General features: G+C 74.3%; 19 protein-coding genes and 1 pseudogene. 9 read left to right on the forward strand and 11 right to left on the reverse strand.

The window, feature by feature from the left end:
* The first annotated feature begins 12 nt into the window (after positions 1-12).
* From KCH_RS10810 to KCH_RS10835, 6 genes are all read left to right on the forward strand, one after another.
* Positions 13-1,578 (forward strand): MFS transporter, encoded by a 1,566-nt coding sequence (locus tag KCH_RS10810; RefSeq protein ID WP_035861938.1) that lies wholly within the window; start codon positions 13-15, stop codon positions 1,576-1,578.
* A 253-nt stretch (positions 1,579-1,831) separates the two neighbouring features.
* Entirely contained in the window at positions 1,832-2,122 is a 291-nt protein-coding gene (locus KCH_RS10815; protein ID WP_035861941.1) for a WXG100 family type VII secretion target, read from the forward strand.
* A gap of 2 nt (positions 2,123-2,124) precedes the next feature.
* Positions 2,125-3,888 carry an alpha/beta hydrolase gene (locus tag KCH_RS10820; protein WP_035871500.1) on the forward strand — a complete coding sequence of 588 codons (1,764 nt, stop codon included), beginning with the start codon at positions 2,125-2,127 and terminating at the stop codon, positions 3,886-3,888.
* Positions 3,885-4,394: a hypothetical protein gene (locus tag KCH_RS10825; protein WP_035861943.1), complete on the forward strand. Its 510-nt coding sequence runs from the start codon at positions 3,885-3,887 to the stop codon at positions 4,392-4,394. Before KCH_RS10820 ends, KCH_RS10825 begins: the two co-directional genes overlap by 4 nt.
* Positions 4,395-4,440: 46 nt before the next feature.
* Entirely contained in the window at positions 4,441-5,025 is a 585-nt protein-coding gene (locus KCH_RS10830) for a hypothetical protein (RefSeq protein ID WP_035861945.1), read from the forward strand.
* Positions 5,026-5,303: 278 nt separating this feature from the next.
* The gene (locus KCH_RS10835) at positions 5,304-6,212 is read left to right on the forward strand and encodes an ABC transporter substrate-binding protein (protein ID WP_035861948.1); all 909 of its coding nucleotides are present in this window, start codon (positions 5,304-5,306) and stop codon (positions 6,210-6,212) included.
* Between the two features lie 41 nt (positions 6,213-6,253).
* Here the strand turns inward: KCH_RS10835 and KCH_RS47160 are convergent, their stop codons facing one another.
* The 3 genes and pseudogenes from KCH_RS47160 to KCH_RS10845 all read right to left on the reverse strand — a co-directional run bounded on the left by KCH_RS47160 (position 6,254) and on the right by KCH_RS10845 (position 8,867).
* Positions 6,254-6,469 carry a SpoIIE family protein phosphatase gene (locus tag KCH_RS47160; RefSeq protein WP_425268894.1) on the reverse strand — a complete coding sequence of 72 codons (216 nt, stop codon included), beginning with the start codon at positions 6,467-6,469 and terminating at the stop codon, positions 6,254-6,256.
* A 47-nt stretch (positions 6,470-6,516) separates the two neighbouring features.
* A pseudogene (locus KCH_RS10840) lies at positions 6,517-7,530 on the reverse strand (PP2C family protein-serine/threonine phosphatase); the annotation flags it as partial.
* Positions 7,531-7,649: 119 nt separating this feature from the next.
* Positions 7,650-8,867: a cytochrome P450 gene (locus KCH_RS10845; protein ID WP_035861951.1), complete on the reverse strand. Its 1,218-nt coding sequence runs from the start codon at positions 8,865-8,867 to the stop codon at positions 7,650-7,652.
* Between the two features lie 115 nt (positions 8,868-8,982).
* On the opposite strand from KCH_RS10845, the gene KCH_RS10850 reads away from it, so the two are divergent.
* From KCH_RS10850 to KCH_RS10860, 3 genes are all read left to right on the forward strand, one after another.
* Entirely contained in the window at positions 8,983-9,342 is a 360-nt protein-coding gene (locus tag KCH_RS10850; protein WP_035861955.1) for an arsenate reductase family protein, read from the forward strand.
* A gap of 92 nt (positions 9,343-9,434) precedes the next feature.
* On the forward strand, positions 9,435-10,283 hold the full coding sequence (locus KCH_RS10855; RefSeq protein WP_035861957.1) for a siderophore-interacting protein: 849 nt from the start codon (positions 9,435-9,437) through the stop codon (positions 10,281-10,283).
* 24 nt (positions 10,284-10,307) lie between these two features.
* Complete coding sequence (locus KCH_RS10860; protein WP_244305282.1) at positions 10,308-11,267, forward strand: DUF1152 domain-containing protein; 960 nt, start codon at positions 10,308-10,310, stop codon at positions 11,265-11,267.
* A 7-nt stretch (positions 11,268-11,274) separates the two neighbouring features.
* On the opposite strand, the gene KCH_RS10865 is transcribed toward KCH_RS10860, so the two are convergent.
* The 8 genes from KCH_RS10865 to KCH_RS10900 form a co-directional block, all read right to left on the reverse strand.
* A complete protein-coding gene (locus tag KCH_RS10865) occupies positions 11,275-11,820 on the reverse strand; it encodes a DUF1697 domain-containing protein (protein ID WP_035861960.1) in 546 nt (181 codons plus the stop codon).
* A gap of 137 nt (positions 11,821-11,957) precedes the next feature.
* Positions 11,958-12,998 carry an NAD(P)-dependent alcohol dehydrogenase gene (locus tag KCH_RS10870; protein ID WP_035861962.1) on the reverse strand — a complete coding sequence of 347 codons (1,041 nt, stop codon included), beginning with the start codon at positions 12,996-12,998 and terminating at the stop codon, positions 11,958-11,960.
* 44 nt (positions 12,999-13,042) lie between these two features.
* Positions 13,043-13,798, reverse strand: a complete 756-nt coding sequence (locus KCH_RS10875) for an SDR family NAD(P)-dependent oxidoreductase (protein ID WP_035861964.1) — start codon at positions 13,796-13,798, stop codon at positions 13,043-13,045.
* Positions 13,795-14,493, reverse strand: coding sequence for an acyl-CoA-like ligand-binding transcription factor (locus KCH_RS10880; RefSeq protein ID WP_051652953.1), 699 nt, complete (start codon positions 14,491-14,493; stop codon positions 13,795-13,797). The genes KCH_RS10875 and KCH_RS10880 overlap by 4 nt, the downstream gene beginning before the upstream one ends.
* 105 nt (positions 14,494-14,598) lie before the next feature.
* Complete coding sequence (locus KCH_RS10885; protein ID WP_035861965.1) at positions 14,599-15,327, reverse strand: hemerythrin domain-containing protein; 729 nt, start codon at positions 15,325-15,327, stop codon at positions 14,599-14,601.
* Between the two features lie 207 nt (positions 15,328-15,534).
* The gene (locus tag KCH_RS10890) at positions 15,535-16,560 is read right to left on the reverse strand and encodes an alpha/beta hydrolase (protein ID WP_035861966.1); all 1,026 of its coding nucleotides are present in this window, start codon (positions 16,558-16,560) and stop codon (positions 15,535-15,537) included.
* A 257-nt stretch (positions 16,561-16,817) separates the two neighbouring features.
* Positions 16,818-18,545: a carbohydrate-binding module family 20 domain-containing protein gene (locus tag KCH_RS10895; RefSeq protein ID WP_035861969.1), complete on the reverse strand. Its 1,728-nt coding sequence runs from the start codon at positions 18,543-18,545 to the stop codon at positions 16,818-16,820.
* A 302-nt stretch (positions 18,546-18,847) separates the two neighbouring features.
* Complete coding sequence (locus KCH_RS10900; protein WP_035861972.1) at positions 18,848-19,996, reverse strand: macrolide family glycosyltransferase; 1,149 nt, start codon at positions 19,994-19,996, stop codon at positions 18,848-18,850.
* Positions 19,997-20,169: the final 173 nt, after the last annotated feature.

Raw genomic sequence — 20,169 nt, forward strand, 5'->3', positions numbered from 1 at the left:
GGGACGGTTTCGGTGGAAGGCTCGGCCGGCGCGCGCGAGGCGCGCCGCAAGTGGCAGGCGCTCGGCACGCTCTGCGTCACGATGTTCATGGCGATGCTGGACAACGTCATCGTCAACATCGCGCTGCCCCGGATCGGCCGGGACCTGGACGCGGGCATCAGCGGCCTCCAGTGGGTCGCCGAGGGCTACAGCCTGGTGTACGCGGCGCTGCTGCTCACCGGCGGCACGCTCGGCGACCGGTACGGCCGGACCCGGGTGTTCCGGCTGGGCCTCGCGCTGTTCACCGCCGGCTCGGCCGCCGCCGCACTGGCCGGCGGCGTCGGGATGCTGGTCGCGGCGCGGATGCTGCAGGGCGTCGGCGCGGCCCTGCTGACGCCGGGCAGCCTGGCGATCCTGCGCGAGGTGTTCACCGACGAGCGGGAGCGGGCCCGGGCGCTCGGGCTGTGGTCGGGGGTGTCCGCGCTCGGCCTGTCGATCGGGCCGGTGATCGGCGGCCCGATGGTGGACGCGTTCGGCTGGGCCAGCGTGTTCTGGATCAACGTGCCGGTCGGGCTGCTCGGCCTGGTGCTCGCCCACCGGGTGCTGCCGGTGATCGCGCCGCGCGAGCGGCGACTCGACCTGGCCGGCCTCGGGCTGTCCGCCGCCGGTCTCGGCGCGCTGGTCTACGGCCTGATCGAGGGCCCGGGCCGCGGCTGGACGTCCCCGGCCGTGCTGGCCTGCGGGGCGGCGGCCGCGGTGCTGCTGACCGCCTTCGTGCTGGTCGAACTGCGGGCGCCGGAGCCGATGCTGGAGCTGCGGCTGTTCCGCGACCGGGTGCTCGCCGGGGCGCTGCTGAGCGGCCTGATGGTCAGTTTCGGCATGTTCGGCGCGCTGTTCTTCCTGCCGCTGATGCTCCAGGGCGTGATGCGCTGGAGCCCCACCGACGCCGGGTACGCCGGGCTGCCGATGTCGCTCGTGATCACGCTCGCCGCCCCGCTGTCCGGCAGGCTGACGTCCCGTCACGGCCCGCGCCTGCCGCTGGTGCTGGGCATCGCGCTGTGCGCGGCCGGCCTCGGCGGGCTGTCGCTGTACGGCGGGCACGCGCACTACTGGTCGTACCTGTGGACGCTGGTGGTGCTCGGCTTCGGCATGGGCCTGACCTTCACGCCGGTGTCGATCGCGGTGCTGCAACGGGTCGCCCCGGCACGGACCGGGATGGCCTCGGCGACCGTCAACACGCTGCGCGAACTCGGCGGCGTGCTCGGCATCGCCGTCCTCGGCGCCGTCCTCACCGACCGCCTGACCGGCTCGCTCACCGGTGCGTTCGGCCGCCTCGGACTGCCCGCCGACCAGGTGCCGCACGCGGTCTCCGCGCTGACCGGCCACGGCGCCGGACCCGCCGCGGCGCCGACTCCCCTGCCGGTGCGGGCCGCTGTCGACACCGCCTTCGTCGACGCCCTGCACCTGGCGCTGCGCTGCGGGTCGGCCGCCCTGGCCGCCACCGCCGTGCTGGTCGCCGTGCTGCTGCACCGCGCGGCCGGCCGCCGGCCCGCAGCGGTGGCCGCGCCCGCCGTGGAGCCGGCCGGGGTCGGCCGGTGAACGGCGGTGCGGCGCCCCCGGGGTGACGGCCGTCCGTCGCCCCGGGTTCACCCGTTCCGGTAAAGCGGCGTCAAAGGGAACACCAAGTAGGGTGACGGGCAGCACAACGAGGATTGCGCGGGGATGTGGTGAACGGGGCTGGTTCGACGCCCCGTCTTCGCTAGCATGACCCGCTCAAGTGGTCGGACCGACACCGGTGTTGGGGGATGGCGTGCGCGACGTGGGCCCAGGCGGGAGTGGCGGCGGGTTCCGGGTGGCACCGGACGAGCTGGAGGCGGCGGGGCAGACCGCGGGGGGTGTCGCCGAGCGGGTGCCGGGCGAGACCTCGCGGGTGCTGGGCGCCTCCGACGACGCCGAGGGCGGCCTGCGCGGCTGGCTGACGGGCAGTGAGCTGGACGCCTGCACCACCGAGTGGAAGTCGATCCTGGACAAGCTGTCCGCGGAGATGGACCAGCAGGGCGACAACCTCCGGCAGACCGCGGCGAACTACCGCCGCGCCGAGCAGGAGGCGGGCAGCGGCATGACCGCGCCCGCCGGGCGGTGACCATGGACATCCCCACGCTCCGCGACGCGGACCCGAACCGTCTGTTCGGCGCCGCCGACGCCTACGCGGCGCTCGCCGCCTCCTTCGCCGACCACGCCGGGACGTGGCGCGACGGCGTCGACGGCCGGGTGCAGTCCTCCGGCTGGAGCGGCGACGCGGCCGAGCGCGCCCGCCAGTCGCTCTCCCGGACCACCGGCAAACTCACCGCCGCGCAGATGGAGTTGGCCCGGATCGCGCCCGTCCTGCGGGAGGGCGCGGAAGCCTTCGTGCTGGCCCAGGCCAAGCTGCGGGCCGCGCTGAACGACGCGCAGGCCGGCGGCTTCCAGGTCTCCGACGACGGCGGCATCTCCTGGCCGCCGCCCAGCGCCGCCGAACGGCACGACCCGGACGCCCCGGACCGCACCCGGCAGGGCACCGAACTGCGCGACCGGATCGGCGACGCGCTGACCGAGGCCGCGCACGCCGACCAGGTCACCGCCGAGCGGCTGCGGCAGTACACCACCGACGCCCGCACCGGCGCCGGACTCGACCCGGGCACCGCCGCGATGCGCCTGAACAGCGCGGTGCTCGGCGCGCTGAACCCGTTCGGCGGCAGCGAGGACCTGGTCCGCGCGGGCATGCCCGGCCAGGACGCCTCGCCGACCGAGGTGAACTCCTGGTGGAAGTCGCTGCCGGCGGACGAGCAGCAGCGGCTGATCAACGAGTACCCGGCCGACCTCGGCAACCGCGACGGCATCCCGACGCCGGCCCGCGACCAGGCCAACCGGATCCACCTCGACCAGCTGATCAGCGACCTGTCGTCCCGTCAGAACCCGTCGGAGTGGGACAAGAAGAAGCTGGAGGGCTTCCGCGCGATCCACGACCGGCTCCAGGACGACCAGGGCAAGCAGCCGCCCGCGTACCTGATGGTGATCGGCGACCAGGGCCAGGGCCGGGCCGCGATCGCCTACGGCAACCCGGACACCGCGGACGACGTGGTGGCCTACGTGCCCGGCCTGAACACCGAGGTCAAGAACATGGGCGCCGGTGACGCCAACCGGGCCCGCGACCTGTGGCAGTCCGCGCACGACACCGACCCGAGCCGCTCCACCGCCTCGATCGCCTGGCTGGGCTACGACACCCCGCAGGCCAAGGGGATCGGCCCGGACGCGCTGGCGGTGGCCGGCGACGAGCGGGCCAAGCAGGGCGGCGAGGCCTACCAGGGCTTCCTGCAGGGCCTGCGCGCCACCCACGAGGGCCAGCCGGCCCACCTGACGGCGCTCGGCCACAGCTACGGCTCGTTCACGGTCGGGCAGGCCGCGCAGCGGCCCGGCGGCATCCCGGCGGACGACATCATCCTGGTGGGCTCCCCGGGCACCGGCGCGCAGCAGGCCTCGCAGCTCGGCGTGGACTCCTCGCACGTCTGGGTGGGCGCGGCCGAGCACGACCCGGTGTCGCACCTGCCGAGCCACGCCGAGGCGAAGGGCATAGGCATCGGCGCCGGCATCGGCGGCCTGATCGGCGGCCTGCCGGGCGCGGCGCTCGGCGGCTTCATCGGCGACAAGATCGCCGGGCACGACGACCCGCACGAGCTGTGGTTCGGGCAGGACCCGGCGAGCTCCGAGTTCGGCGCCCGCCGCTTCGACGTGGCGGACGGCCCGATGGGCTTCCAGTCGCACTCGGACTACTGGAATCAGGGCGACGGCCGGGACGGCCACTCGCTGCGCAACATGGGCATGATCGTCTCCGGTCACGGCGACCGGGTGATCGGACAGGACCGGCGATGAACGACTTCGCGGCACCCCACCCCTCGGCCGAACTGCTGGCCGCGAAGGCGGCGGTGGACGAGCTGCTGGACTCCGCCCCGGCGGCGCTGAACCCGCCGGCCGACTGGGCGGACGGCCCGTACGTGGAGGTGGAGCACGAGCACGCCTACACCCGGGAGCCGGACGGCACCGCGCACCTGGAGAAGCGGCGCTACCTGATGACCCGGCTCTCCGCCGACCGCTACCCGGAGCTGCTCGCCCAGCTGGGCCTGGCCTGGCGGGCCCGCGGCTGGCAGGTGAGCGGCGAGGACGATCCGGTGCTGCCCGTGCTGCGGGCCGAATCGCCGCTCGGGACGCTGGAGTTGAGGATCGGCATCCCGGGGAATGCGACACTGCTGGCACGGGTGCAGGACGTGCCGCCGAGCGGCACCTCGTACCCGTTCGGCGGCGACAGCACCGTCCCGCTGGGGCCGGACGGCGTGATGGACACCATGCCGCGCCGGCACGACCCGTTCTGGTCGGTGTAGGGCCGGGTCGGGGGCGGGACAGGTGGCGGCGGAAGAGGGACTTCGGATGAGACTGCGGGTGGCGGGCGCCGTCGCGGCGCTGGTGCTGGGCCCCCTGCTGGCGGGCTGCGGCCCGTCCGGCGGGACGACGGGCGCGGCGGGCGCGGCGGGCGCGGCGGCGCCTCCCCCGGCGGACCGGGCCCGGGGGCAGTTGCAGGAGCTGGTGGACGGCACCACCTCGGCGCTGACCCCGGCGGTGCGGTTCGCCGACGACGCGTTCCGCTCGGTGCCGCACGAGAACGCGAACCGGGACAACGACGGCACCGCGCAGTTGACGCTGCGCCGGTACGTGCTGACCAAGGTCGGCGAGGCCAACCGGCCCCGGCTGCTGGAGCAGGTCAAGGCGTACTGGACCGGCCGCGGCTGGACGCTGACCGAGAACTCGGCGTACGCGGCGGGCGCGCGGACGGCGGACGGGACCGGGGTGACGGTCACCATCGGCGTGCCCGGCAACGTGACGGTGGCCGCCACCGCACGGGTGAAGGACCCGGGCGCCACCGAGCCGTTCGGGCCGGCGCCGTCCCCGCTGCCGACCGCCCCCGGCGGCGGCCCGGACACCGTGCCGCGGTTCGAGGATCCGGCCTGGTCCTGAACCTTTCCGCCCTCCCGCCCCCGCCCCTGACCTGGACGAACCGGGCCGGAACGGGTCTGATCGGGCGTCAGCACGGGTGACGTGCGCGGCATTTGCCCGGGGGCCTCTGGGGTGGCGTGGTCATGCTGGCTATAGTCGCCCATGATCTAGCCGGAACGGCGGCCGGCCGAGGGGGTTCCCTCGGTATTGCCATGCCGCCTTCCGCCATGCCGCCATACCGTCCGGTGTCCTCGGGCCGTCGTGTGTTCCGCCGTTGACCACGGGGAGAGACGACGACCATGGCACACACGACCCGACGGGGGCGCACCGCGCTCGTCGCCGTCATCGGTGGGGCACTGCTGCTCGGCGGCTGCGGCACCGGCGGCTCCCACGACAAGAAGGTGGACCTGCACGCGCTGCTGCCGGAGGCGGTCCGCAAGTCCGGGGTGCTGACGGTGGGCGCCTCGTTCACCGCCGCGCCGGTGGTGTACCGCAACGACCGCAACGAACCGGACGGGCTGGACCCGCACCTGGCCGAGAAGCTCGGCGAAGTACTCGGCATCCGGCTGGAGTTCCAGGACGCCGGAGCGTTCGCGAACGTGCTGCCGGGCCTGATGAACCGTCAGTACGACGTCGCGATGTCCGGCATCACCGACACCCGCGAGCGCGAGGAGGGCCTGGACAAGGACGGCAAGCCGACCGGTCCGGGCGTCGACTTCGTCGACTACTTCATGGCGGGCATCGGCATCGCCGTCGACAAGGGCAACCCGCAGAACGTCACCGACATCGACCACCTGTGCGGGCACACCGTGGTGGTCAAGAAGGGCACCACCCACGACGACCTGGTGCAGCGCCAGACCAAGGTCTGCGAGCACCAGTCGAAGCCGCTGAAGCTGGTGGAGACCGACACCGACACCGCCGCGCTGGACAAGCTGAAGGGCCAGGCGGACGCGTTCATCACCGACTACCCGAAGGCCCAGTACGCGGCGCAGACCGTCGACAACGGCAACGCGTTCCAGATCGGCGGCCCGCAGATCCAGCCCCGACCGTTCGGCATCGCGCTGCGCAAGGACGACGCGGCGCTGCGCGACGTGCTGATGCGGGCGATGAACCGGCTGATCACCGACGGCACCTACGACCAGGTGCTGTCCGACCACAACCTGGCGGTCGGGGCGATCCAGAACTCGGTGATCAACGGCTCGACCTGATCCCGGCCGGGCTCCTCCGGGCACTCCGGCCCGCGCCGGGGTCAGCCCGCGCGGAAGGCCAGCACCGCGAGGTCGTCGCCGAGGGTGCCGGCGTGCCGGCGGACGTCCTGGTCGAGGAAGGCGACCAGGGTGTCCGGGTCGGTGATCGGCAGCGTGCCCAGCCGGGCCGCCAGCGGGTAGAACGCGCCGTCGCGGTCGCGGGCCTCGGTGACGCCGTCGGTGTGCAGCAGCAGGCTGTGCCCGGGCGGCAGCGGCACGGCGGCGGGCGGGCGGCCGGCCCGGCCGCGAGGTGGCCGAGGCCGAGCGGGAGCTCCTCGGCGCAGCGGACGGCGGCGACCGTGCCGGGCCCGACCACCAGCGGGGCGAGGTGGCCGCGGTTGACCAGCTCGAACTGCCCGGTGACCGGGTCGTGCTGGAGCAGGACGGCGGTGACGAACAGCTCGCCGTCGCCGCGCCGCTCGGCCGCGCGCCGCACCTGGCGGTCGAGCTGGGCGGCGAGTTCGCCGAGGTCGGCGGTCTCGTGGGCGGCGATCCGGAACGCGCCGATCACGTCGGCGACGGTGCGCACCGCCTCCAGGCCCTTGCCGCGGACGTCGCCCAGCAGGATCCGGGTGCCGTGCCGGGTCTCGCACACGTCGTAGAGGTCGCCGCCGATGCCGAAGTCGGCCTCGGCGGGCCGGTACAGCCCGGCGGCGCGCAGGGTGCCGGCCCGCGCCGGGACGGGGTGCAGCACGGTGTGCTGGAGGGTGTCGACGACGGCCCGCATCCGGACCAGGGCGCGGGCCTGCCGGCGCCGCTGGGTGGAGAGCCCCGCGCCCATCACCCCGGACAGCACGGTGGCCAGGTACGTCCACAGGTGGTGCTGCTCGTGCAGGTGCCCGGAGCGCATGGCGAGCAGCGCCTGCAGGCCGACGGTGAGGACGGTGGCGCCGGCCACCGCGGCGGGGCCGACGCTGAACGCCACGACCACCGGCAGCACGGTCAGCAGGAAGCCCGCGGCCACGGACCGCGGGACGGACTCCTCCAGCGCCAGATCGGCCACCAGCAGCAGGACCGGCAGCAGCCGCGCCCAGACCGGCGTGCGCAGCGCCTCCGCCATCGCCGCCTCCCAGCGGGCGGTGGCCTCGCGGCCGTGCTGGGGGCGCGGCTCCTCGGCGGGGGCGACGCGAACGGGACTCACGGTGGGCGCGGGCATGCTGACCTCCTCGGCGGGCGCCCGGATGCGGGTGCGGTTCCCCTCCATCGTCCCGTGCCACGGGTCGGGACCACCCCTTGCCAAGGTCCCGACGACTTGGGCCGTTAGGCCCGATTCGATCATATTTCAACCATTTGCCGTGAGGTGCGTCACCCCGGTCCGCCGACGGACCGTCAGCGGACCTGCCCCCCGCGCCCCGGTGCCCCCTCCCGCCGGCGGACCGGCGGCCGACCGGCGGCGGTTCAGCGGCCGTTCAGGACGACCGGCAGGGTGCGGTAGCCGCGCAGCACCAGCCGCTCGCGGCGGACGGCCGGGCCGGCGGGCGCCAGCCCGGGGAAGCGGCGCAGCAGGGCGGGCAGCGCGGTGGTGGCCTCCAGCCGGGCGAGCTGGGCGCCGAGGCAGTAGTGCGGGCCGCCGCCGAAGCTGAGCGGCTGGCCGTCGCGGCGGGCCGGGTCGAAGCGCGCGGGATCGGGGAAGCGCCGCGGGTCGCGGTTGGCGGCGCCGAGCAGCAGCAGGACGCCGGTGAGCCGCGGAACCGGCCGGCCGCCGACGGTGAGGCCGTCGGCCAGCGCGATCCGGGAGGTGAGCTGCACCGGGGAGTCATAACGGAGCACCTCGTCGACCAGGGCGGCCGGGTCGAGGGTGCCGTCGCGGAGCCGCGCGGCGACGTCGGGCCGTTGCAGGAGCAGGGCGAGGGCGTTGCCGAGCAGGTTGCCGGTGGTCTCGAAGCCGGCGATCAGCAGCAGCGCCAGGTTGGCCAGCAGCTCGGTGTCGGACAGCCGCCGCGGGTCGGCGTCGGCGGTCGCCACCAGGGCGCTGACCAGGTCGTCCTTCGGGTCGGCGCGCCGACGGGCGGTCAGGTCGGCGAAGTACTGGGCGAGTTCGGCGGCGGCGCGGTCGGCAGCGAGCAGTTCCTCGTCCTCGATCAGCACCTCCAGGGTGGCGGTGAGGTCGGCGGCCAGCGGGCGGAACAGGTGCCGGTCCTGCTCGGGGACGCCGAGCAGTTCGCAGATCACGCCGATCGGCAACCGGAACGCGAAGGCGTCGAGGAAGTCCAGCGGCCGGTCGCCGTGCGCGGCGAGTTCGTCGAGCAGGCCGTCGACGGCGGCGGTGACGGCGGGCGCGAGGAGGGCGACCCGGCGCGGGGTGAACACCGAGGCGATCAGCGAGCGCATCCGGCCGTGGTCGGGCGCGTTGCGTTCCAGGATCGAGTCGCCGAGCAGGGTCTTGCCCTGGTGGTCGGCGTAGTCGGCCACGAACTGGGCGCTCAGCTCCGGGTCGAGGACCCCGAAGGCGGGGGTGCGCAGGACTTCGTTGGCCTCCTCGTAGCCGGTGACCATCACCATGTACTCGTCGGTCTGCGCGGCGGGCCCGACCGCCCGCAGCTGCTCGTACAGCGGGTACGGGTCGCGGCGGCCCTCCGGTCCCAGCAGTCGGCCGACGATCGTCTCGATGTCCATGTCCGTCTCCCCCGTCGGTGGTGGTCCGTCTCTCCGCTGCGCCAACGGCCGGGCGGCGCGCCGGGGTTCCCCGCGCGCGGCCGGCGGGCCGGGGCGCTCGGTAGGCTGGCCGGCCATGGAGATCTGGATCAATCCGCGGTGCAGCAAGTGCCGTACCGCGCAGAGCGAACTCGACGCGGCGGGCGTGGAGTACACGGTGCGCCGCTACCTGGACGAGCCGCCGACGGCCGCCGAACTGACCGCCGTGCTGGGCCGCCTGGGCCTGGAGCCGTGGGACGTGGCCCGGCTGGACGATCCGGTCGCCAAGGAGCTGGGGCTGCGCTCCTGGGGCCGCGAGGACGCCGACCGGGCCCGCTGGGTGGAGGCGATGGCCGCCAACCCGGCGCTGATCCAGCGCCCGATCATCACCGCCGACGACGGCTACACGGTGATCGGCCGCACCGCGGACGCGCTGAAGGACGTGCTCTCGCACTGACGGCCGCGCGGCGGGTGACAGCGGGCTGACAGCGAGCTGTGAGCGGGCCGCGGCAGGCTGGGCCGAACCTCCGATCCGACGGGAGCCCAGCCGTGCCCGACCTGCCGATCCGTCAGCTGACCGTCACCGCCGTCCGCCGCCCCACCCCGCGCACCGTGCGGGTGAGCTTCGCGCTGCCGCCGGGCGGCTTCGCCCTCGCCGGGCCCGACCAGCAGGTCAAGCTGTACTTCCCGCGCCCCGGCCAGGACCGGCCCGAGCTGCCCGCGGCCGCCCCCGGCCAGGACCTGATGGACTGGTGCCGGGCCTGCCACGCCGTCCCGGAGCACCGCCGCCCGTGGATGCGGTCCTTCACGATCCGCGCCCACGACGCCGAACTGCACACCGTGGACGTCGACTTCCTGCTGCACGGCGACGGGCCGGCCGCCGACTGGGCGGCCCGCGCCCGGCCCGGGCAGGTGCTCGCCGCGTTCGGCCCCTCCCCCGAGTTCGCCCGGCCGTTCCCGCTGGACGGCGACCGGCCGCTGCTGTTCGCCTGCGACGAGTCCGCGCTGCCCGCGCTCGGCACCCTGGTCGAGGCCCTGCCGGCCGGCGCCCGGGCCCACGCCTGGATCGAGACCGCCGGCCCCGAGGAGCACCAACCCCTGCTCGGCTTCGGCGAGTTGACCGCCCACTGGGTCGACCGCGGGGACGCCGCGCCCGGCGAGCGGCTGCTCGCCGCCGTCCGCGCCGCCGAACTGCCCGCCGGCCTCGACCGCGCCTGGCTGGCCGGCGAGGCCGGCACCGTCCGGGCGCTGCGCCGCCACCTGCTGACCGAACGTCAGCTGACCCGCGAGAACGTCCACTTCACCGGCTACTGGCGGCTGCGGCTGACCCAGGACGACGCGCCCACCGCCGAGGACCTCGCCGACGCCCGGGAACTGCTGGCGCAGTACGGCGGCTGAGCACCCGCCTGGTACCGTCCGCCGGTGACCCTGTTCCCGCCGCCGCTGCTCACCCGCCTGCTGTCCGCCGAGCGGATCCTGATCGCCGGCGCCGGCGGCGGCTTCGACGTGTACGCGGGCCTGCCGCTGGCCCTCGCGCTGCGCGCCGCCGGCCGCGAAGTGCACCTGGCGAACTCCTCGTTCAGCAACCTGTACGGCCTCGGCCTCGACGTCTGGCAGGCCCCCGACCTGGCCCGGATCACCCCGGACGTGCGAAGCGCCGACTCCTACTTCCCCGAACGCTCGCTGGCCCGCTGGCTGCGCGCCCACCGGCAACCGGACACCGTCTGGGCGTTCCCGTCCACCGGCGTGCAGCCGCTGCGCGCCGCCTACCGGGCCCTGGTCGAACAGCTCGGCATCGACGCGGTCCTGCTGGTCGACGGCGGCACCGACATCCTGCTGCGCGGCGACGAGGCCGGACTCGGCACCCCCGAGGAGGACATGGCCTCGCTCGCCGCCGTCGCCGGACTCACCGAGGTCCCCACCCGGCTGGTCGCCTGCCTCGGCTTCGGCATCGACGCCCACCACGGCGTCAACCACTCCCTGGTGCTGGAGAACCTGGCCGCCCTGCAACGCGACGGCGGCTACCTCGGCGCGTTCTCCCTCCCCGCCGACAGCCCCGAGGCCGCCCTCTACCTGGACGCCGTCGAGCACGCCCGGGACGGGTGCCCCGAGCACCCCAGCATCGTGCACGGCTCGATCGCCGCCGCGCTGCGCGGCGAGTTCGGCGACGTCCGCTTCACCGAACGCACCGGCAACAGCGCGCTGTTCATCAACCCGCTGATGACGCTGTACTTCGGCGTCACCGTCGAGGCCCTCGCCGCCCGCAACCTCTACCTGGACCGGCTGGAGGACACCGTCCTGATGCGCCAGGTCGCCACCGCGATCGCCGCCTTCCAGGACTCGCTGCCCCGGCAGCGCCCGCCCCGGGCCTACCCGCACTGAGCGGCCGTCAGGCCTTCCGGGCCGCTGCGGCGATCTTCGCAGTGGTGTGGAAGAAGCGCGAAGTGGCCTGACCCCGGTAGGACTTGGGGAAGGCGGTGGCCGGGTTGCCGTTCATCCGGCCGCCCCGCAGGCGCATCACCACGAAGGCCGCGTCGCCGCTGGCGCCGATCATCTCCCAGTCGCCCTTCGGGGACGCCACCGGCAGGACCAGCTCCGGCGGCGGCGGCTCGGAGAGGAACAGCACGCACAGCCGGACGTCCTCGGTGACCTCCACCCCCGCGAACGGGTCCAGCGCGACCAGCGCCTCGACCTCCTCGACCGTCCGCAGCATCACCGGCACCGGGTACCCCAGGCCCTCCGCGAGCCCCGCCTCGATCCGCGCCGTCAGCGCCGCCCGGTCGGTCTCCGCGCTGCGGAAGAACACGTTGCCGCTCTGGATGTACGTCCGCACCCCGTCCAGCCCGAGGGCGGTGAACAGCTCCCGCAGCCGGTCCATCCTCACGGTGCGGCCGCCGACGTTGACCGCCCGCAGGAAGGCGATGTAGGTCTCCATGCGCGGAGTGTAGGCCGGGCCGCCGACAATCCCGCGCACCGTCGGCGCCGAGGTCGACTTCCAGCAGGCCGCGGCGTCGAGGTGGTGGAACGCCGGTAGCGGCCCCGGCGAGCCGGGCCGCCCCCGCCGACGGGCCGTCAGCCGTTCGGCAGGACCACCGCGCGCCCGTTGACCTTCCCGGCGTGCAGCCGCTCGTACGCGACCGGGGCCTGGTCGATGCCGTACGTCTCCACGTGCACGTCGATCACCCCGGCCCGGGCCAGGTCGAGCACCTCGATCAGCTCGGAGCGGCTGCCCCAGTACGGGGAGCTGACCGAGACCTCGTAGGGCAGCACGCCGAAGCCGACCGCCAGCGTTCCGCCGCCGATGCCGACGATGGTGACGTCGCCCTCCACCGCCGCCAGCTGCCCGGCCAGCGCGGTGGTGGGCGGCGCGCCGACGAAGTCGAACACGGCCTCCGCGCCGAGCCCGGCGGTCAGTTCGCGGACCTTGCCGGCGGCCGCGGCGTCCGACAGCACCGCCTCGTGCGCGCCGACGGCCCGGGCCAGTTCGAGCTTCTCCTCGCTGATGTCCAGGGCGACCACCCGGGCCGCGGTCATCGCGCGCAGCAGCTGGATGGCGACGTGGCCGAGGCCGCCGGTGCCGATGACGACCGCCGTCGAGCCGGGAACCAGCTTCGGCAGCGAGCGCTTGATCGCGTGATAGGGCGTCAGGCCGGCGTCGGTGAGCGGCACGGCGCGCACCGGGTCGAGGTCGCCGAGCGGCACCAGGTGCCGCGGGTCGTCGACCAGCAGGTACTCGGCCAGTGCGCCGGGCGCGCCCAGGCCGGGCGGCATGATGCCCAGCTCGCGCGCCCGCAGGCAGTAGTTCTCCTTGCCCTCGGCGCACTTGGCGCAGCTGCCGCAGCCCCACGGGCCGTACACGGCGACCGACTCGCCCTCGGTGAAGCCGGTGACGCCGGCGCCGAGCGCGGCGACCGTGCCGACGCCCTCGTGGCCGAGGGTGAGCGGCAGCGGGAACGGCAGCTGCTCCGCCGTCCAGCTCATCACGGCGATGTCGGAGTGGCAGACACCGGCGGCGGAGACCTTCAACAGGACCTGCCCGGGGCCGGGTTCGGGATCGGGGACGGTGACCACCTCGGGGTGGCCGCCGACGGTGCGGTACTGGACTGCCTTCATGGCTGGAAAACCCTCCTGAGCGCGGAATCCCCCCTGACGGGCGGTCAGCGGGCGGAGTAGCCGCCGTCGACCAGGTGGTAGCTGCCGGTGACGAACGAGGCCCGGTCGGAGAGCAGGAACGCCGTCAGCTCGGCGACCTCCTCGGCCCGGCCCAGCCGTCCGGCGGGGTGCAGCGCGATCAGCTGCTCGCGCCCGGCCGGGTCGGTGTCCTTGAGCAGCGGGGTGTCGATGAAGCCGGGGCCGACCGCGTTGACCCGGACGCCCCGCGCGGCGTACTCCAGCGCGGTGGTCTTGGTCAGGCCGACCACGCCGTGCTTGGCGGCGACGTAGGCGGGCGAGCCGGCGAAGCCGTTGGTGCCGAGGATCGAGGCCATGTTGACGATCGCGCCGCCGCCGGCCGCGAGGATCTCCGGCAGCTCGTGGCGCATCGAGTAGAAGACGCCGTCCAGGTTGGTGGCGATCACCCGCCGCCAGGCCTGCGGGTCGTACTCGCCGGTCGGGGCGGTCGCGCCGCCGATGCCGGCGTTGTTGACGGCCAGCGACAGCGGGCCGAGGCCCTGCACGGTGGCGCGGACGGCGGCCTCCACGGACGCCGGGTCGGTGACGTCGACCTGCACGGCGAGCGCGTTCGCGCCGGTCGCCCGGATCGCGTCGGCGGCCTCCCGGGCGCCGTCCAGGTTGTAGTCGGCGACGGCGACGTCCGCGCCGCGCGCGGCGAGCAGGGTGGCGACGGCCAGGCCGATGCCGGAGGCCCCGCCGGTGACGAGGGCGGTACGTCCGGTGAACTCCTGGGTGGTCATGGGCGGTCGGTCCTTTCGTGCGCCGCGCCGGGGTGGGCGCGGGTGGTGCGGACGGCGCCGGCGGTCGGCCGGTGCGCGGGTTCGGCGGCGACCAGGTCGAAGGCCCGGTCGATCAGCGCGGGCAGGTCGCCCGCGGGGTCGCGCACCCAGGTGCGGGTGGCGGCGTGCAGGGCGGCGACGCCGAGGCCGACGGCGACGGCGGGCCGCAGGTCGGTCTCGGGGTGCAGGCCGAGCCGGTCGGCGACCAGCCGGATCGACCGCTCCTCCTCGGCGACGGCGATCCGCCGGTAGGCGGCGGTCAGCGCGGGCTCCTCGTCGATCAGCGCGAACAGTTCGCGCATCCCGGGCCGGCCGTGCCAGGCCGGGTGGTCGCCGTCGTGCAGCCAGGCGGTGACGGCGGCCCGGTACGCGGCGAGCGGCGGCTCGGCGGCGGGCCGGACGGCGAGGACCTCGTTGATCCGGGCGAAGTCGGCGCGCAGGCAGTCGAGGACGGCGTCCTCGCGGGACGGGAAGTAGCGGCTGAAGGTGCGCCGGGAGACGTCGGCGGCGTCGGTGACGTGCTCGACGGCCAGCGCGGCCAGGCCGTGCTCCAGGGTGAGGCGCAGCGCGGCGTCGGCCATCGCCTCGCGGGTCCGGCGGGCCTTGCGGTCGCGCCGTCCGAGCGGGACCGGTGCCGGCTGCTGGTCGGTGCTCATGCGAACCACCCTACTCCCGGAAATGTCCCGGCGGGACATGAGTCCCGCCGGGACATCCGGGCCCGGGCCGCGCTGCTCACGCCCCGGGCGGTTCCACGCATGGGGTCACTGGCCGGAGGGGCCCCAGAGGCGGTCGGTGCAACGGGCGTAGGTGTCGCGCCAGTGCGGCCAGTGCCGGGCGGTCTCGTCGTCGCAGTCGGCCAGCAGGCGGTCGATCTGCGCCGGGTCGACGCCCTCCAGCAGCCAGACCAGGGCGTCGGACGGGGCCGGGCCGTCGGCGTAGCGCAGCAGGTCGAGGAGTTCGGGCAGGGTGCCGATCCGGGAGCCGGCCTGGAAGACGCCGGCCATCCGCGGCAGCAGCTGGCGCTCCTCGATCCGCAGGTGGGTCTCCACCCGGGCGGCGAGCTCCTCGACCGCGTACGAGACCGGCCAGGCGCTGGCGGGGTCGCGGGTGGCGATGCCGACCAGGGTGGTGGTGCGGGTGAAGCACTGGTCGAGGTTGTGGTGGTCGGACTCCAGCCAGTTGAGCAGCAGCCGCAGTTCGGGCGCGAAGCGGCGCAGCAGCGGCCACAGCCGGGTGTCCTGCTGCTCGTGGTGGCAGGTCACCATGGCGGTGACGAAGTCCCAGTGTCGCTTGAGCGCGAGCGCGCTCTCGTGGTCGTCGGGCTGGAGCAGTCGCAGGGCCTGCGGGATCCGGGCGAGGTCGCGCCGGACGGCGGCGTGCACCAGGCGCAGCCCGGCGAACGGGAGGAGCTCGGCCACCGGCGCGGCGGGGATCTCCTCGCGCGGGGCGGTGACGGTCGTCGGGCCGACGGGCAGCAGGTGGCGGGACATGGCGCTCTCTTCACGACTGGCGGGGCTGGCCGGAGCGGGGAGCCGCGGTTGCGGCGCCCCGGTCCAGTTCTCCGGTCCACGGGTTCCAGGGTGGGAGCAGTGCATCAGGGGCGAATGAACGACCGATTGATGTGCAGGTCAGAGCGGTTTCGGTGCCGTTGCGGCCGGTTCCCGAACGCAAGTGGCGGCCGGCCGGTCGGATTCCGGTCAGTCGGATTCCGGTCCGGCGGTGTTGGCGGTCAGCCACTCCAGCGTGTGCGGGATCATCTTCTTGAAGTCCGAGGTGAGGTGCTTGCCGCCGGGCTGCTCGTAGTACTCGACGGTGGTGGGGGCCTTGGCCTTGCCGACCCAGGCCTTCACCAGCTTGGTCTCGTACGGGTTGGCGCCGCCCGCGGTGGCCAGCATCCGCACGTCGGCGGTGCCGGCGCCGATCAGCAGGTCGGGGCTGTTGGCCTGGCGTTCCTGCTCGTGGCCCTTCCAGAGCGGCGAGTCGGGGTTCCAGTAGCCGTCGATCGGCACCGCGGCCTTGAACACGTCGGGGTGCTGCAGGGCGAGCTTGGCGCTGCAGAACGCGCCGGTGGAGGCGCCCATCACGGCCCAGCCGTCGCGGCCCTTGACGGTGCGGAAGTTGGCGCGGACGAAGTCGGGGATGTCCTGGGACATCCAGGTGCCGATCTTCGGCTGGCCGGGGATGTCGGCGCACTCCAGGGCCTTGGACTCGTTGGAGTCCAGGTTCTGCACCGGCATGATCATGATGAACGGGTGGGCCTTGCCCTCGGCCGCCATCTGCTGGTCGATCTCCTGGATCGGCAGCTGGTTGTCGGTCCAGGTGTTGTAGCCGGCGCTCTGTCCGCCCGCGTACAGGGTGAGCACCGGGAAGCCGGTCTTCGCGTACTTCGGGTCGTTGTACTGCGGGGGCAGCCACACCCAGACCTTGCCGCTGACGCCGGACTTGGCGCCGGTCAGGGTGGTCATCATGATCGGCCCGGCGCCGGTGTCGCGGACCTTGGACAGCTGCGCGGCCGGGCCGGTCGGCATCAGCACCTTGGACGGCTTCGGCGGCGGGCTGCTGCTCTGCGCGGCGGACGCGGACGGGCGGTCGGCGGAGATCGCGGCCTTGGCGTCGCCGGCGCCGCCCGGGTTGCTGCCGCAGGCCGCCAGCGGGGCGGCGAGGGCGAGCAGGGCGGCGGCGGTCAGCAGGCGGCGGGCGACGGGGCGGGGCTGCGGCAGCACGGATCGGTCTCTCCGGGCGGGGGCCGACCCGGCAGCCGGGAGGGGCCCTGGTCATTGGGCTGTGACCGGGTCCGCCGTGCCCTGGCGGCCGGCGCTCCCCGGTGGACGGCCGCGGCCGCACGTGCGTGCGGCGGGCCGTCCGAGATCCTATGACGTGCTGCCCCCGGGCCCGGTTGCGACGGGGTGAACAACCTGCCGACCGGCGGGGGCGGCCCCCGCCGGTCGGCGGGGCCGCCCGGGGCTTCCGGCGCGGTGGGTCAGTTGCGCCAGGTGTCGTTCAGCGTGATCTTGCCGGTGGACGGGACGGTGGCGGTGCGGTTGGCGCCGCTCTCCCAGGTGACGGCGCCGGCGGCGTCCTTGCGGATGTACTTGTACTGGATCGCGGTGCCGGCGGGCAGCGCCACGTCCAGCTTCCACACCGGGTAGGCGGCGGAGGACAGCGGCAGCGCCTTGGAGGTGTCCCAGCCGCCGAGCCCGGCGACGTCGCCGACCACGAAGATGTTCTGGCCGTACACGGTGGTGGCGTTGACCGCGAAGGACGCGCCGGCCGAGCTCGCCGGGGCGGTGGCGCCGACGTACAGCGCGACGGCGTCGCCCGCGCCGACCGTGGCGGTGAACTTCCCGTCGGAGCCGACGGTGTAGGTCGGGCCGGAGCAGCCGCCGCTCACCGGGTCGCCGTGCTGGACGTCGCAGTAGGTGCCGGCGGGCAGCGAGGTCTGGAAGGTCTGGGTGACCGCCGAGGTCTCCCGGTTGATCGCCACGTAGCCCTTGCTGCCGCGGCCGAACGCGATGGCGTTGTTGCCGTTGGACCACCAGTTGGTCATCCCGGTGCCGGCCACGGCGTTGCGGAAGCCGACCATGTTGGCGACCTGCCGCCAGGCGTGGACGCAGTTCCAGCCGTTCTGGTAGCAGGCGGTGACGGTGCCGCCGTTGGGCGGGCCGTCGTCGTTGCTGCTGAACGCGTAGCCGGAGTAGACGTTCGGCGAGCCGTAGGGGTTGGCCAGCATGAACACGTTGGCCAACGTGTAGGTGGAGCCGTCCTTGTAGGTGAGGGTGGAGCCGTTGCGCTCGGTGTCCCAGTTGTCGACGAAGGTGCGGGCCTGGGCGGAGGGCAGCAGGCCGCTGCCCCAGCTCTGCAGGTCGGATATCTTCCCGCCGTTGAAGGCGCTCTTCAGCCACGTCCCGGAGCGGAACTCGTCCACGTCGCCGGTGCCGGTGTACTCGGAGGGCTGGACGGGCTCGCCCGCGCCGTAGATGACCTCCTGCACCCAGTAGGCGTTCGGGTTGCTCATCTTCGCCTTGACGGCGGCGAGGTCACCGGCGGCCACGTGCTTGGCGGCGTCGATCCGGAAGCCGTCCACGCCGAGCGACAGCAGGTCGCTCAGGTAGTTGGCGATGGTCTGCTGGACGTACGCGGAGCCGGTGTTGAGGTCCGCCAGGCCGACCAGTTCGCAGTTCTGGACGTTGGAGCGGTCGTTGTAGTTGCTGATCGAGCTGCGGCAGCTGTGGAAGTCCTGGTCCTGGTAGTAGCCCGGGTAGTTGTACTTCGTGTAGACGGTGCCGCCGGTGCCGGTGCCGCTGCCGGAGGTCATGTGGTTGATCACCGAGTCGGCGAGCACCTTGACGCCGGCCGCGTGGCAGGTGTCGACCATGTTCTTGAACGAGGTGCGGTCGCCGAGCCGGCCGGCGATCCGGTAGCTGACGGGCTGGTAGGAGGTCCACCACTGGGAGCCCTGGATGTGCTCCTGGGGCGGGGAGACCTCGACGAAGCCGTAGCCCTTGGGGCCGAGGGTGTCGGTGCACGCCTTGGCCACCGAGTCGAACTTCCACTCGAACAGGGTGGCGGTGACGTCCTTGCTGCTCGGCGGGGCGGCCGCCGCGGTGGGGGCCAGCGTGAGTCCGGCGCCGGCGGTGAGGCCGAGCGCGGCGAGGGCGGTGCAGGCGGCGACGGCGCGCTTCCTGCGGGTGGGGGCAGGGGTGGGCAAGGGAGCACTCCTGGGGGGAAGCCCGGTCCGCGGACGCAGGTCGCGGACGGGAGGCGGCGGGGTGGGGGGCCGCGACGGCGGGGGTCGGTGCCGTCCGTACGACGTGGGGGGTCGCTACTGCAAGTCTCTGCAAGAGTGTTGAAACTTGCTGGAAACTTTCAGTGGCATGACCATAGGGTCCGCCCGGACGGCCGTCAAGGGAGCCTGCGGCCCGCTTCCGGCCCGGAAAAACGGCGGCGCCGGCCCGCCGCTGACAGTTCGTCAACGGCGGACCGGCGCGGGGCCGGACGGGAGCCGGGGGCTCAGCCCAGCTGCTGCTCGATCAGGTCGCAGGCGCGGGCGGTGCCGCCCTCGGAGGCGGCCAGCGCGCTCAACTCCCGCAGGCGGTCGGCCACCTGCTCGTCCCCGACCAGGGCGGTGAGCGCCGACCACAGCGCCTCGGGCGTCGCGTCCTCGGTGTCGAGGCGGCGGGCGACGCCGAGCTCGACCAGGCGGTCGGCGTTCATGAACTGCTCGGCGGCCTGCGGCACCGCGATCATCGGGACGCCCGCCAGCAGCCCTTCGCCGCAGCCGCCCATGCCGGCGTGGGTGACGAAGGCGTCGGCCTGCTCCAGGATCGCCCGCTGCGGCACCCAGGGGTGCACCTCGACGTTGGCCGGGATCTCCCCGAGCTCCGCCGGGTCGGTGTGCTTGCCGATCTGCAGCACCACGTGCCAGTCGGGGCGGCCGCCGAAGGCCGCCAGGCAGTTGCGGTAGAACGCGGGCTGCCGGGTGAACGCCGAGCCGAGCGACACCAGCAGCACCTTCCCGGCGCCGGCCGGGCGCTGCCAACTGCCCTGCTCGGCCCGCAGGTCGAAGCAGGGGCCGACGAAGTCGACGGCCTTGCGGTCCACCCGGTCGGCGTGCGGCTGCATCGCCTCGGTGATCATCGCGACGGCGCGGGCCGGCCTGCCGGAGAACGCGTCCACGTCGACCGTGTCGGCGCCGCTGCCGGCCAGCCACTCCGCGAAGCGCCCGAAGTAGGCGTCGGCGCCGGGCAGTCGGCGGATCTGGTCGCTGACCTCCTCCTGGTACCCCTCCCACCCGACCAGGGTGGGCGAGAGCTGCACGATCGGCCGCCCCTGCGCCTCGGCGAGCGCCCGCGCGGCGTACGCGCCGATGTCGTACAGGTAGAGGTCGGCCGGATCGGCGTCGTAGTGCGCGTGCAGCCGGGGCAGCATCGCGATGGCGTCCTCCAGGAAGACCCGCATGGCGCCGATCGGGTCCTCCGGCCAGTCGTGGTCGGCGACCGGCAGGGTGGACGGGTACGGGACGAGTTCGGCCCCGGTGGGGGCGATCAGCCCGGTGACGGACGGGTCGTTGAAGTACGTCACGCGATGGCCGCGGGCGACGAGCTCGCGGATCACTTCGAGGCTCGGGCGGACGTGGCTGACGGCCGGGATGCCGATCATGGCGATATGGGCACGACGGGTCACGCGAAGAGCACCTGCTTCCGGTCTACGGGGTGGGAAGGGAACACCGCACCGCCGGCGCGCCGTTCAGGGGGCGCCGGGGCGGGGGGACGCGAGGCTCGGGGCACTGCCCCGGCCGCGTCAGCCGTAGATCTGGTGGAAGAAGGACATGG

The organism is Kitasatospora cheerisanensis KCTC 2395 (assembly GCF_000696185.1).
GTDB lineage: Bacteria > Actinomycetota > Actinomycetes > Streptomycetales > Streptomycetaceae > Kitasatospora > Kitasatospora cheerisanensis.